The following is a 12,143-nucleotide window of genomic DNA, read 5'->3' on the forward strand; positions in this document are numbered from 1 at the left end:
GGGCTTATGCCACCTCTTTGTCTTTGGTCGGAATTTCAGAACGGCGCGCCTGTTTCAGCTTGCGCGCGCGGGCGTCGCGGGTGCGCATAACCGCGGTCCAGTCGATCAGTTTCAGCCTGCCGTTCATATCCTCGACAACGGCGGTGCAGCTTTCGACCCAGTCGCCGGTGTTGACGTAGTCCAGCCCGTCGATCTTGCGGATGCAGGCACTGTGAATGTGCCCGCACACCACCCCGTCAAAGCCGTGACGGCGCGCCTCGTCGGCCAGCACATGTTCGTATTCGCTGATAAAGCTGACCGCCTGTTTGACCTGATGCTTGGCCCATTTCGACAGCGACCAGTATTGCCCGCCCCACAGCCGTTTGATGCGGTTCAGCCAGGTGTTCAGCCACAGTGCGAATTCATAGGCACGGTCCCCCAGATGGGCCAGCCATTTGGCATTGACCACGATGCTGTCGAACTGGTCGCCATGGGTGACCAGCAACCGCCGCCCGTCGGCGGTGACATGCGGGGCAGATTTCACCACTTCGACACCGCCGAAATGGGTGCCCAGATAGCCGCGCAGCACCTCGTCGTGGTTGCCCGGAACATAGTATATCTTGGCCCCGTCATGGGCGCGCGCCAGCAGTTCCTGCACCACGTCATTGTGGCTTTGCGGCCAGAACCAGCCGCGCCGCAGCCGCCATGCGTCGATGATATCTCCGATCAGATAGATCGTATCGGCCTGATTCTTCGAAAGGAAATCCAGCAGCATTTCTGCCTGACAGCCGGGCGTTCCAAGGTGAACGTCGGAAATGAATATCGTCCGGTGTCGCACTGAACCGTCCACATCTGGTGTCTGTTGGACGCGTCATAGCGCGGTCAGACTTCACAAATGTGACAGTTGCAAAATTTATGGCAGCAGGGCCTGACGCTGCGGTCTCAGAGAACCTGCAACAGCGTTTTCGGGCTTTGGTTCTGCTTTTGCGCTGACCGGCTTTCGGCGCGGGCTATGGCGCGGTCAAAGATGCTCCAGGCGGGCAGGGTGCTGTTGATATGGGGCACGATCGGGTTGCCAAAGGAGACATCCAGATCCAGCGGCGTACCGTTATCATGTTCGCTGTTCCGCTCGTCCAGCAAGTTCTGCACGTCCAGCTCCAACACGTCAGGGGACACGTTGACGGTCCCGCTCAGCACGATCAGGAACACGCCGTTGCCCGCATAGGCCATCATCGGCTGGACCGCGCAAAGCCTGCCACACAGCGCGTCGGCGACCTCGCTGATGGCATAGACAAATTCCGCCGATGTGGCCTGCGCATAGATGGTCTCGATCTGGTCGATCTTCACCGCCAGCACTTGCGTGCCGGCCAGTCTGGCCTTGGACAGTTGCAGCAGGTAGTTGCCCAACGCGGTGTAGCGGATCAGCCCCGCAAAGCCGTCGATTGCAATGTCGTCGGCCAGCCCGAAACTGTGGCTGGAAACCGGTTTGGCGGCGGCCGTTCTGGCCAATGCCTTGCTGCGGCGCGCAGCAATCAGTTCCTGCGCCATGCGCAATCGCGCGCCCAGTTCCGCGATGTGGAACGGTTTGGTGGCATAATCCGTCGCACCCGCCTTGAACGCGCGGTCGACATAGTCCTTTTCAACCATCGAGGTCAGCATGATGATCGGTGTCATCTGATAGGCCGGCAGGGCGCGCACCAGGCTGCACAGCTCGATCCCGTCCATGCCCGCCATGCTGATGTCGAACAGAAGGCAGTCATAGATCTCGCCCTCACTGCGCAATATCTGAAACGCTTCGTGTCCCGAGGATGCGGTGTTCAGGTCACGAAAGCCCAGTTGCGCCGCCAATGTGCCCAGCAGATCAAGGGTCAGAAGATTGTCATCGACGGCAAGAATTTTCATGGCGGCCCCGAAGTATTGCTGCATCTGTTGCAAACACGGTGCGTGTATTTTCAACGGATGGTGCAATTTTTCCAGCCTGCGGTGAAAAGTCCAGTGTTTTCCGAGGGTCGCCATTGGAGACGCCGCACCCCTGCGCTAGGGTGACGCAATCAGCAAAGGCGAAGGTCCGCATGTCTGCACAACTAGGACGCATCATCATTTACACCAGGAAACTCGATGAGGTGGCGGCCTTTTATTGCAGGTATTTCGGGTTCGAGCGGCGCCAGCTTGAGGGCGACAGGATCGTTGAACTGGTCGCGCAAGGCACTGGCGCGCATATACTTTTGCATCCCCTGCCAAAGGGGCGCAAGGAAGGGCAAACGCTTGTGAAACTGGTTTTCGATGTCCAGGATGTCGCCGCCTTTTGCCGTCAGGCCAGCGAAAAGGGTTTGCAATTCGGGGCCATCCATCAGGCCGACGGATACAGCTTTGCGAACGCAAAAGATCCGGCGCAAAATTCGGTTTCCATTTCAAGCCGCGCCTTTGCCAAGCAGTAGAACGGGTTTGAGACCAGCCTGCTCCGTCGGCTTTGAACATGTCACTGCCCTGAAGCGCGCGTCGCTGTCGAACGTCGCGAACCTTTGACTCGATACCGCTGATTTTCTGTATCCAATCAAGGGGCCGCGTCACGTAAGATTGGCCCAAATGCCAAGCATTTCTGACCTAAAGCGGTCCTTCGGAACAGCTTGGGGCAAGGTCGGCAGTGCGGGACTTTGTGGCAATTCACCAAAGCCTGAAGTCAAGGCTCGATGAGCCACCCGTCGCAACGCGCTCAAACGCCAACCCTATCCACCAAAGCCCGGAATCAAGGTGCGTAGCACCGCCGGGCAGCGCCCGACCGCCCCATGGGCGGGCGCTTTCTCACCGCAGCGCGTTTCTTCATCCCCACACCAAAGCATAGAAATTAAGTGGCATCCACCCATGTGGTGATGCCCACCCGCGGTCAGGCGCCGCCCTGTGTGGTTAAGTCACTTTGGGGCTTATTTTGTTGAAAAACTCTTCCTTGATTGCGGCCTGAACTACTGATTCAATTCCCGTATTGTGGGGGGATTTGGCGATGTTGGGACCGAGGCAAGAAGCGCAAGCGGCACTGTTTTACGAGTTTTCGCTGGAAGATCATGTCCCACAAGATCACCTGCTGCGATCCATTGATCGTTTCGTTGACCTGAGCGGCATTCGCGCCCATCTGGCGGATTTCTACAGCCACACGGGCCGCCCTTCCGTCGATCCTGAGCTACTGATCCGCATGTTGCTGGTCGGATATTGCTTTGGCATCCGGTCGGAACGACGGCTCTGTGAGGAAGTGCATTTGAACCTGGCTTATCGCTGGTTCTGCCGTCTCGATCTGAACGATCGCATTCCAGACCATTCGACCTTCTCAAAGAACCGCCATGGCCGTTTCCGCGAGAGCGAGCTGCTGCGCCATCTGTTCGAGAAGACAGTTGCACGTTGCATCGAAGAAGGACTTGCCAGCGGGCAGCGCATGGCAGTGGACGCCAGCCTGATCCACTGACCGGCAGGGCATTGCGCAGCGATGTCCCGAGAGGTGAAGCGGATGCGAACAAGCAAAACTCAACACCGAAGGAAGAATGGGATGCGTCGTCCATCGATGCCGTAGATGCACCCCGCGCAGTCCGAGAGTATCTCGACACGCTCGACAAGGCAGCCTTCGGCGCGGCGAGCGATGTTCAACCCAAGTTCACCTCGCATTCCGATCCTGCTAGTCAGTGGACAGCAGCCCGCAAAGGCCCTGCATTCTTTAGCTATTCCGACAATTATCTCATCGACACGGATCACGGTGTCATTTTGGACGTCGAAGGCACCCGTTCGATCCGGCAAGCCGAGGTTGGATCGACGAAGACCATGCTGACACGGGTGAAAGACAAGTTCGGTCTGGTCCCTGACTGGATGATCGCCCCCTCTCGTGACATTGCTGCGCAATGCACTGCCGGGCAGTGGACACAGCCTATGGCTCAGGCCCAATGCTTGGCTGGCTCGTAGATCGCAAGATCGATCCTTACATCCCGGTGATCCATTGCCCGGCAGGCGATTGCGCAGCAATCTGCCGAGAGGGGATAAGGCCGGACGCCCCGACGGCACCTGGACACGCGCAGAGTTCGAATGGGACGCCGAGAATGATCAATACATCTGCCCCGAAGGTCACGCGCTCAAGCAGTTCCGCCGGAATTACTCTGATCCGAACCGGGGACCGACGGGCAAGGGCACAGCCCGCTATCGCGCCTTGAAAGAAGTCTGCCAGGTCTGCCCGTCCAAGCAAAAATGCTGCCCCAACGCTGATGCGCGCAAGATCACCCGCGAAGAGCACGAAGATGCGCGTCAGGTCGCCAGGGATCTGGCCAAGACCGAAGAATACCAGATCGCGATGAAGCTCAGAAAGAAGGTCGAAATGCTCTTCGCCCACCTCAAACGCATTCTCGGGCTGGGACGACTACGATTACGCGGGCCGTGCGGCGCAAATGACGAATTCCTGCTCGCCGCCACCGCCCAAAATCTCCGCAAACTAGCCAAGATCCTTCCTGCACCGCAGCAAACACGAAAAGCCTGATCAGAAAGGCGCTTGCGCATTCTTCAGATCGCTATCTGCTGCGGTCGCGAACGGGTGTTTTTCCACAAAATCGGCTCGAAGCCGACCTTCGCTGCACCATGCGCGAAGGCCCGGCGTTCCAATTTAGGGCAGTTGCCGACGTGAAGGTCAATTTCGTCTGACGTCTGACAGTCGCAGTAAAATCCCCGACCGTAAGCTTCGCGTAAGCTTGTGGTGGTCATGAGCCCACAAACAACTGTGCGGATTCCCTATAATGACCCCAATTCAATCTCTCAAACACCGTTCCGCTGCACTGCGCGAACGGTTCAGCGTTACGCCGGTCGTGCTGACCGCGCTGACAATCGCCTTTGTCCTTTGCGCCGACAACGGCAGCTTCTGGACCATTGCCAGCGACGTGTTCGCGGGGCACCCGTTGTCATATGCGGGCTACATGGCGGCTGTTTTCTTTCTGACGCTGGGTGCCTTCAGCCTGTTTGCCTTTCCGTGGACAGTAAAACCCTTCCTGATCTTCATCGTGATCCTGTCTGCGATGACCTCTTATTACGTTGATACGCTGGGTGTGATCATCGACCGAGACATGATCCAGAACATCATGGTCACCACATTTGCGGAATCGCGTCATCTGATCACGTCGGGCTATGTCATCCATATTGTGATCTTCGGCATCCTGCCCGCACTTGTGCTGCTTTGGGTGCGCATCAAACCGCAGGGGCGGATCAGGGCCGCGATGATGCCCGTGGTCACCTGCGTACTCAGCTTTGCCCTGACCGCCGGTTTTCTGATGGGCGACTTCAAATCCTACGCCTCGATACTGCGCGAACGTAAGGATTTCATGAGCAGCTATCAGCCTGGCGCGCCGCTGGTGGGGGCGATCCGCTATGCCAGAATGATGTCGCATTCGGCCAATGTGGTGGTGGCCAGCACCGGCGCAGATGCCAAGAAGGGGCCGACCTATGACAGGCCGCACAAGCCGATGCTGACCATCGTGGTGGCCGGTGAAACCGCGCGCGCCGCCAACTTCAGCCTGAACGGCTATGACGTCGACACCAACCCCGAGCTGGAAAAGCTGCCTATCGTCAACTTCAGTGACGCCCATTCCTGCGGCACCGCCACCGCAGTGTCACTGCCCTGCATGTTCTCGAAATTCACCCACGACAGCTATTCCTTTGAAAAGGGTGTATCCAACGAAAACGTGCTGGACGTGCTGGGCCACGCGGGGCTGCATGTGGATTGGTGGGACAACAACACAGGCGACAAAGGCGTGGCCGAGCGTTTCGATACGCGCATCTTTACCGACCTGAAAAACCCCGAATTCTGCGCCTCGGGCGAATGTATGGACGGAATTTTCATGGATCCGCTGAAAGACTACATCGCCTCAATCACTCAGGACACGGTGCTGGTCTTGCACCAGATGGGCAGCCACGGGCCAACCTACTACCAGCGCTATCCAGCTGAATTCGAACGTTTCACACCGGCCTGCCGCACCGCCGAGTTCAAAAAATGCGCACCTCAGGAAATCATCAACGCCTATGACAACACCATTGCCTATACCGACCACCTGTTGGCGCAGACCATCGACATGCTGGCAGCACAGGACCGGCTGGACACATCGCTGATCTATATGTCCGACCACGGTGAATCGCTGGGTGAACACGGGCTGTACCTGCACGGATCGCCCTATTTCATGGCCCCCGACTATCAAACCCACATACCGATGATCCTGTGGATGTCGGACAACTTCAAAACCCGCTTTGCCATTGATGAAAGCTGCGTGGCCGACAAAAAAGACCAGCGCATGTCGCACGACAACCTGTTCCACTCGCTGCTGGGCATGCTTGACATCGAAACCACCGAGCGCAATCCCGAACTGGATATCTTTGCGTCCTGCAAAACCACACAAACCCTGGCCGCCAAATGAACAACGACACAACATCACCCCGCCCCAAACCCGCGCGCGTCACCGGTGTGGCGCATCTGTTCGCTGCCGCAGGCTATTCTGTCGGGGGCATACGAAGACTGTGGCAGGAAACCGCGTTTCGGCATATCGTGACGGCTCTGCCCGTCTGCGGTGTGCTGCTGTACGTCGTGGGCGCAAATCTTGTTGACTACTGCGTCTTGTTAATTCTGTTTTCCTGCCTCGTTGCGGTCGAGGCGTTGAACACGGCAATCGAATGTATTGTCGACCATCTGGCCCCCCAATGGGAGGAGTTCGCACGCGATGCAAAAGACCTTGGGTCCCTTGCGACGATGTGTCTGCTGTTTGCCAATGGTGTTTTTCTGGGCGCGGTGGTTTTACGTTCCTATGCTCTGACCTGAAAGTTTACCGATGAATATGCTTAAGATTGTCGCGGTTCCCATGCACAAAGAGGGCCGCAAATTCGTGGCCATCTTTGCCGCGATTGCCGTGGTCCTTGGATTGCTATGGGCCCCCCTGTTCTGGATCGGCGCGGGCGTGACCGTCTGGTGCTATTACTTCTTCCGCGATCCGGTGCGGGTGATCCCGCAACAGCCCGGCCTTGTGGTGTCGCCCGCCGACGGCATCGTGTCGCTGATTCAGGATGTCGTCCCCGAAGAGGGCCTTGGCCTTGGCACCGAGCCACTGACGCGGGTGTCGGTGTTCATGAACGTCTTCAACTGTCATGTGAACCGCGCGCCCATCGCGGGCAAGGTGCTGCATATCATCTACCATCACGGCAAATTCCTGAATGCCTCGCTGGACAAGGCCAGCATTCACAACGAACGCAACAGCCTGACCATCGAAGCGCCCGACGGCACCCGCATCGGCGTGGTGCAGATCGCGGGCCTTGTGGCGCGCCGCATCGTCTGTTTCGTGAAAGAGGGCGACAGCCTTGAGGCCGGTCACCGCTTTGGCCTGATCCGTTTTGGCAGCCGTCTGGATGTCTACCTGCCCGCGGGCGTGTCGCCATTGGTCAGCGTCGGGCAGACAGCCGTGGCCGGTGAAACCATTCTGGCCGATCTGGCCGACCCCACACGCCAGCGTGGTGGTATCGCCGAATGACCGAACCCGCCCCCCGACTGAAACTGCGCCATATCGTGCCCAGCATGGTCACCGTCTTTGCCATCTGCGCGGGCATGACCTCGATCCGCATGAGTCTGGACGGGCGCATCGAAATGGCACTGTATTTCATCCTGATCGCGGTGTTTCTGGACGCCGCCGACGGCAAACTGGCGCGGTTTCTGGACACCGCCAGCCCGTTCGGGGCCGAACTGGACACGCTGGCGGATTTCTTCAACTTCGGGATCGTGCCGGGCCTGCTGCTGTACAACACCCTGTATATTGGGACGCCCGATGCCAATCTGGGTTTTCTGGCCTGTCTGGTTCTGGCGGTCTGCTGCGCGCTGCGGCTGGCGCGGTTCAACCTGTCGGTCAAAAGCACCGATGTCGCCCTGAAAAAAGACGACCATTTCGTCGGTGTGCCGGCCCCCGCGCTGGCCTGTCTGGCGCTGATGCCGGTGTTTATCCACCTCTACGGCTGGCCCGACAGCGATTTCCCGTTCCTGCGCGCGGCCTATATCATCGGCGTCGGTTTTCTGGCGATCAGCACGATCCCCACGATCTCGATCAAACACGCCAGCATCAAACGCGCGCACCTGTCGTTCGCTTTGGTTGGAGCGGTGGCGCTTTTGGTGTGCCTGATGGTGTACCCGTGGCCCACGTTGATTGTCGCCAACTGTCTCTATCTGGCGTCCTTGCCCTATTCCTATCTGAAGCAGGAAAAGAAAAAGCCGGATCATGCGCATTCTGCTGATTGAAGACGAAGCGGCGCTGGCGCGACCGCTTAAAGAGCATCTGGAGGCCGACCAGAATATTGTCGAATGGTTCGGCACGCTGGACGAGGCCGACGCAGCCCTGCGCACGCTGGACTACGACGTGGTCCTGCTGGACCTGCAACTGCCCGATGGCGACGGGCTGCTGTTTCTCAGCAAACTGCGGGGCAGGGCGCTGCGCACCCCGATCATCATCCTGACCGCGCGCGACAAGGTGTCAGACCGCATTGACGGGTTGAACAGGGGGGCCGATGACTATGTCATCAAGCCCTTTGATCTGGACGAGGTCAAAGCCCGCATTCACACCGTGTGCCGCCGCAGCGCCGACCAGATCGCGCAAACGGTGTTGATCCGCGACCTTGTGATCAACCTGTCCGACCACAGCGTCATGCGCGACGGCCAGCCCGTGCGCCTGACGGCCAAGGAATGGGGCGTGTTCGAGGTGTTGCTGCGCCGCAAGCCGCAGATCGTTCCCAAAGACAGCCTCGAAGCGGCGATATATGCCTATGGCGACGAGGTCGAAAGCAACGCGCTCGAAGCGCATATCAGCCGCCTGCGCGCCAAGCTGGGCAAAGACCTGATCGTCACGCACCGCGGCATGGGCTACGCTCTGACACCATGAGAAGCCGTCGCAAAAGCCTGCTGCAATCGCTGTTCTCCTCGCTGCTCTTGCCGGGGTTTGTGGTGATGGTGATCAGCGTGTTCATCGTCTACCATGTGTTCAAGGACGAATACGACGAACTGCTCGATGCCAGCCTTGTCGGCAAGGCGCATCTGCTGCTTGAGTTTATCGAAACCACAGAAAAGGGCACCGGCGCAGTCGAACGCGGCGTGGCCAATCTGCTGGCCTTTGAAAATGATCTGCTCCAACCGGACGAACGCACGTTGTTCTGGTATCTCGACAGTGCGGGCATCATTCGTGTGCAATCCGCCTCTGTGGGCGACAGGGCGTTGCCCCCCGATCTTGCCGACGGGATAAGCACGGTGCAGGGCAACCGCTATATGGTGCTCGGCTCGGACAGCCCACGGGCAGGCACCGTGATCGTGGCCGAACCGATGATCGAACGCAACGAGGCCATCACCGACGTGGTGGTCGGCGTGGTTGTCGGCTTTGGTCTGCTGGGTCTGATGTTTGCCGCCGCATCCTTCTGGGCGGTACGCCGGTCGGTCGCGATGATTGCCAAGCTCAGTGACAACATTGCGCAAAAGAACGAATACAACCTGTCTCCGATTGATCGCAAAAACGCCTTTGTCGAAATCACCCCCGCGATTGACACGCTTGATACGCTGATGTCGCGGCTGGATGTGGTGTTGGCGGCGGAACGGGCCTTTGCCACCAATGCCGCCCATGAATTGCGCACGCCGGTTGCCATTTCGCTGGCCCACGCCCAACGGCTGCGCGCGCAACTGAGTGATCCGACGCAGGCAAGCAGCGCCGCCGAGATCGAAGCCGGACTGAAACGGCTGGTGCGCCTGATCGAACGCCTGTTGCAAATGTCGCGGGCGCAGTCGGGGCTGGGCCTGAACGCCGTTGCGGCAGACATCAATCCGGTGATTTCCCTGTTGATGAACGAAGTGCAGGGCCGCCGCGCGGACGCCGGTGCGCTGGTGCTGAAACATCCCACCGGACAGTGGTCCAGCCGCATTGATCCCGACGCTTTGGGCATCATCCTGAACAACCTGTTCGACAACGCGCTGAAATATGCCTCGGGGCCTGAACCCACCGTGATCGACGCCAGCGAACCGGGCCGCGTGGTGGTGTCGAACGACTGCGATCCGCTGGCCGCAGCCGACCTGGATGCGATCAAACAGCGGTTTATCCGCCGTGCAACCCTGTCTGACGGCTATGGTCTGGGCCTGTCGATTGTTCAGGACCTGTGCAGCCAGTCGGGCTGCCGACTTGAAATCTTTTCACCGCGCCCCGACAGCACACGCGGGTTTGCAGCTCGGGTGACGCTGCCGCAAGACCGGGGGGGGGCGGACCCAGCACGCGCAAACTGAATAAAGGTCCAGACCCTGGATAAAACCTACCTGTGCTGATCAATCAGGATCGGGTTGCCGTCCGGGTCAATCACCACAAAGCTGCCAGGGCCCGTCTCGCCACCGAGAGTTTCCTGCATGGCCTCAACGCCGTCCGCTGTGATCTGGGCGTGTAGGGTGCGCACGTCTTCAAACGGATCAACCGGCCCCGCTTCCTGGTTCCATCCGGGATTAAACGTCAGCATAGGTTGATCGAACATTCCCTCGAACAAACCGATGATGTGGTCGTCAGGATTGACCAGTATCGCCCACTTTGCACCGTCCTCCACCGGCATCTTGGGCACAAAGCCAAGTTTCGCATAGAATGCGATCGAGACATTGATGTCCTTAACCGGAAGGCTGATTGAAAAAGCGCCAAGTTTCATGGCGTCGCTCCTTGTTGATTGGGATTCCTTTGAGTCAGGTCTTTTCAGGTAGAACGCGCGGGTTGCATTTTGCCGCTCTCTTGGCTCGCAATCAAGCGTCAGCGACTCATGGCACCGCAACCCGGGCAGCGATCTGACACATAGGCCGGTTTCGCCTGACACCTGAGTCAGAACCTGACCATGGGGCAAAATCCGCACCGAATGTACCAATTCCGCCTTATTCTGTCGGTGTGCACCGCAGAATTTCCAAAGCGCATTTCGAAACAATGCGCAAATTTGCCTCAATTTACGGAAGTTTTCACCATCTTCGCAACTTAGGGGTGTGCTGCCGGGATTTGTTCAACCCCCTTGTTTTTATGGGTATTTGTGCGATCAACCTTCGGGTAATTTCCCTCTCGGCGGCAAAGTTCTGCCTCAAACTTCAGCGAAAACGTCAACAGTTGCCCGTGCCTTTCCACTGCGAAAGGGGCGGGCTTGAACAAGTTAAACGAGGTTAATATGTACACCACCACTTTGAAATCCGGCGCGCTGATCGGCGTGCTTCTGGCAGCCGCGGCGCCGGCCTTTGCGGCTGATCCCGTCACCTCCAATCTCAGCGTTTCGGCTGTCGTTCTTGACACCTGCACATTGAACGCAGCCACCGCGCTGTCTTTTGCCAGCATCGACACCGGCGCGGCCACTTCGCAGGTGACACCCGGTTCGCTTGCCGTGATCTGCACTTCCTCGCGCAGCGATATCTCGGTCTCGTTGGGGGCGGGTGAAAACGCCAGCGGCGGCACCCGCCGGATGATCAGCACGGATGGCAACTTTCTGCCCTACTCGGTCTATTCCGATGCAGGCCATTCCAGCGCTGTCGGTGCTGCCGAAAACGTCTATTCGGGCGACGTGACCGCAGCCGTGCCGCTGGTTATTCCCGTCTATGGCCAGATCCCCGCAGGCAGCTACAACGCCGGTCTGTATTCCGACACCATCCTTGTCACGCTGACATACTAAGAGGAGGACGGGACATGAAACTTTCGAGCATCAAATCAAACACCCTGCGCTCAGTCGGCTTTGGCGCGGCCCTGCTGTCGCTCAGCCCCATCGCCGCCCCCGTCGCACTGGCCGAAAGCCTGTCGGTCTCTCCGACACGCATGGAAGTGCCCGCATCGAACCAGACCACCCTGACGCTCAAGGCCGACGGCAAAGAGGCCTCGGTTCTGCAACTGCGGGTGATGAAGTGGAAAGAGGGGCAAGACCCCGGCAAGCTGCAAGCCACCCGCGATGTGGTCATCAGCCCGCCAGCGGCGCGTCTGAACCCGCGTCAGGAACTGACCGTGCGCGTGGTGCGCACCAAGAAACGCGCCGTGCGCGGGCGCGAATGCTACCGCGTTCTGGTCGACCGCCTGCCCGGAAAAGAGCAAAGCGGTCAGGCGGTTAAGCTTCAGGTGCGCCATTCGGTGCCCTTGTGCTTTAGCTGAATC

Annotated in this window: 12 protein-coding genes and 1 pseudogene; 10 read left to right on the plus strand and 3 right to left on the minus strand. The window is 58.8% G+C overall.

Annotated features, from left to right (window positions below):
- Positions 1-4: 4 nt before the first annotated feature.
- Together DSM107133_RS04340 and DSM107133_RS04345 are read right to left on the minus strand one after the other, a co-directional pair.
- On the minus strand, positions 5-754 hold the full coding sequence (locus tag DSM107133_RS04340) for a UDP-2,3-diacylglucosamine diphosphatase (protein WP_240310521.1): 750 nt from the start codon (positions 752-754) through the stop codon (positions 5-7).
- A 167-nt stretch (positions 755-921) separates the two neighbouring features.
- Positions 922-1,881, minus strand: coding sequence for a response regulator (locus DSM107133_RS04345; RefSeq protein ID WP_162792032.1), 960 nt, complete (start codon positions 1,879-1,881; stop codon positions 922-924).
- 38 nt (positions 1,882-1,919) lie between these two features.
- On the opposite strand from DSM107133_RS04345, the gene DSM107133_RS04350 reads away from it, so the two are divergent.
- The 8 genes and pseudogenes from DSM107133_RS04350 (at position 1,920) to DSM107133_RS04385 (ending at position 10,276) form a co-directional block, all read left to right on the plus strand.
- Positions 1,920-2,417, plus strand: a complete 498-nt coding sequence (locus DSM107133_RS04350) for a VOC family protein (RefSeq protein ID WP_240310522.1) — start codon at positions 1,920-1,922, stop codon at positions 2,415-2,417.
- 560 nt (positions 2,418-2,977) lie between these two features.
- A pseudogene (locus tag DSM107133_RS04355) lies at positions 2,978-4,486 on the plus strand (IS1182 family transposase).
- Between the two features lie 253 nt (positions 4,487-4,739).
- Positions 4,740-6,404: a phosphoethanolamine--lipid A transferase gene (locus DSM107133_RS04360; RefSeq protein WP_114293567.1), complete on the plus strand. Its 1,665-nt coding sequence runs from the start codon at positions 4,740-4,742 to the stop codon at positions 6,402-6,404.
- Positions 6,401-6,802, plus strand: coding sequence for a diacylglycerol kinase (locus DSM107133_RS04365; RefSeq protein ID WP_114293568.1), 402 nt, complete (start codon positions 6,401-6,403; stop codon positions 6,800-6,802). Before DSM107133_RS04360 ends, DSM107133_RS04365 begins: the two co-directional genes overlap by 4 nt.
- A 10-nt stretch (positions 6,803-6,812) precedes the next feature.
- Positions 6,813-7,505 carry a phosphatidylserine decarboxylase gene (locus tag DSM107133_RS04370; RefSeq protein ID WP_114293569.1) on the plus strand — a complete coding sequence of 231 codons (693 nt, stop codon included), beginning with the start codon at positions 6,813-6,815 and terminating at the stop codon, positions 7,503-7,505.
- On the plus strand, positions 7,502-8,260 hold the full coding sequence (locus DSM107133_RS04375) for a phosphatidylcholine/phosphatidylserine synthase (RefSeq protein WP_114293570.1): 759 nt from the start codon (positions 7,502-7,504) through the stop codon (positions 8,258-8,260). The genes DSM107133_RS04370 and DSM107133_RS04375 overlap by 4 nt, the downstream gene beginning before the upstream one ends.
- Positions 8,241-8,897 carry a response regulator transcription factor gene (locus DSM107133_RS04380; RefSeq protein WP_114293588.1) on the plus strand — a complete coding sequence of 219 codons (657 nt, stop codon included), beginning with the start codon at positions 8,241-8,243 and terminating at the stop codon, positions 8,895-8,897. Before DSM107133_RS04375 ends, DSM107133_RS04380 begins: the two co-directional genes overlap by 20 nt.
- Positions 8,894-10,276: a HAMP domain-containing sensor histidine kinase gene (locus DSM107133_RS04385; protein WP_114293571.1), complete on the plus strand. Its 1,383-nt coding sequence runs from the start codon at positions 8,894-8,896 to the stop codon at positions 10,274-10,276. Before DSM107133_RS04380 ends, DSM107133_RS04385 begins: the two co-directional genes overlap by 4 nt.
- Before the next feature lie 26 nt (positions 10,277-10,302).
- On the opposite strand, the gene DSM107133_RS04390 is transcribed toward DSM107133_RS04385, so the two are convergent.
- Complete coding sequence (locus tag DSM107133_RS04390) at positions 10,303-10,680, minus strand: VOC family protein (protein WP_114293572.1); 378 nt, start codon at positions 10,678-10,680, stop codon at positions 10,303-10,305.
- Between the two features lie 474 nt (positions 10,681-11,154).
- Here DSM107133_RS04390 and DSM107133_RS04395 point away from each other — a divergent pair, with 474 nt between their 5' ends.
- Entirely contained in the window at positions 11,155-11,673 is a 519-nt protein-coding gene (locus tag DSM107133_RS04395) for a spore coat U domain-containing protein (RefSeq protein WP_162792033.1), read from the plus strand.
- Positions 11,674-11,687: 14 nt separating this feature from the next.
- Entirely contained in the window at positions 11,688-12,140 is a 453-nt protein-coding gene (locus DSM107133_RS04400; RefSeq protein WP_114293574.1) for a fimbria/pilus periplasmic chaperone, read from the plus strand.
- Positions 12,141-12,143 lie beyond the last annotated feature (3 nt).

Source organism: Pseudosulfitobacter sp. DSM 107133 (assembly GCF_022788695.1).
GTDB lineage: Bacteria > Pseudomonadota > Alphaproteobacteria > Rhodobacterales > Rhodobacteraceae > Pseudosulfitobacter.

Excerpts from the sequence above, each read along its gene's own strand:
- DSM107133_RS04345 (WP_162792032.1), bottom strand. The coding sequence starts at position 1,881 with ATGAAAATTCTTGCCGTCGATGACAATCTTCTGACCCTTGATCTGCTG.
- DSM107133_RS04385 (WP_114293571.1), top strand. The coding sequence starts at position 8,894 with ATGAGAAGCCGTCGCAAAAGCCTGCTGCAATCGCTGTTCTCCTCGCTG.
- DSM107133_RS04400 (WP_114293574.1), top strand. The coding sequence starts at position 11,688 with ATGAAACTTTCGAGCATCAAATCAAACACCCTGCGCTCAGTCGGCTTT.
- DSM107133_RS04375 (WP_114293570.1), top strand. The coding sequence starts at position 7,502 with ATGACCGAACCCGCCCCCCGACTGAAACTGCGCCATATCGTGCCCAGC.
- DSM107133_RS04340 (WP_240310521.1), bottom strand. The coding sequence starts at position 754 with ATGCTGCTGGATTTCCTTTCGAAGAATCAGGCCGATACGATCTATCTG.
- DSM107133_RS04370 (WP_114293569.1), top strand. The coding sequence starts at position 6,813 with ATGAATATGCTTAAGATTGTCGCGGTTCCCATGCACAAAGAGGGCCGC.
- DSM107133_RS04380 (WP_114293588.1), top strand. The coding sequence starts at position 8,241 with ATGCGCATTCTGCTGATTGAAGACGAAGCGGCGCTGGCGCGACCGCTT.
- DSM107133_RS04360 (WP_114293567.1), top strand. The coding sequence starts at position 4,740 with ATGACCCCAATTCAATCTCTCAAACACCGTTCCGCTGCACTGCGCGAA.
- DSM107133_RS04365 (WP_114293568.1), top strand. The coding sequence starts at position 6,401 with ATGAACAACGACACAACATCACCCCGCCCCAAACCCGCGCGCGTCACC.
- DSM107133_RS04390 (WP_114293572.1), bottom strand. The coding sequence starts at position 10,680 with ATGAAACTTGGCGCTTTTTCAATCAGCCTTCCGGTTAAGGACATCAAT.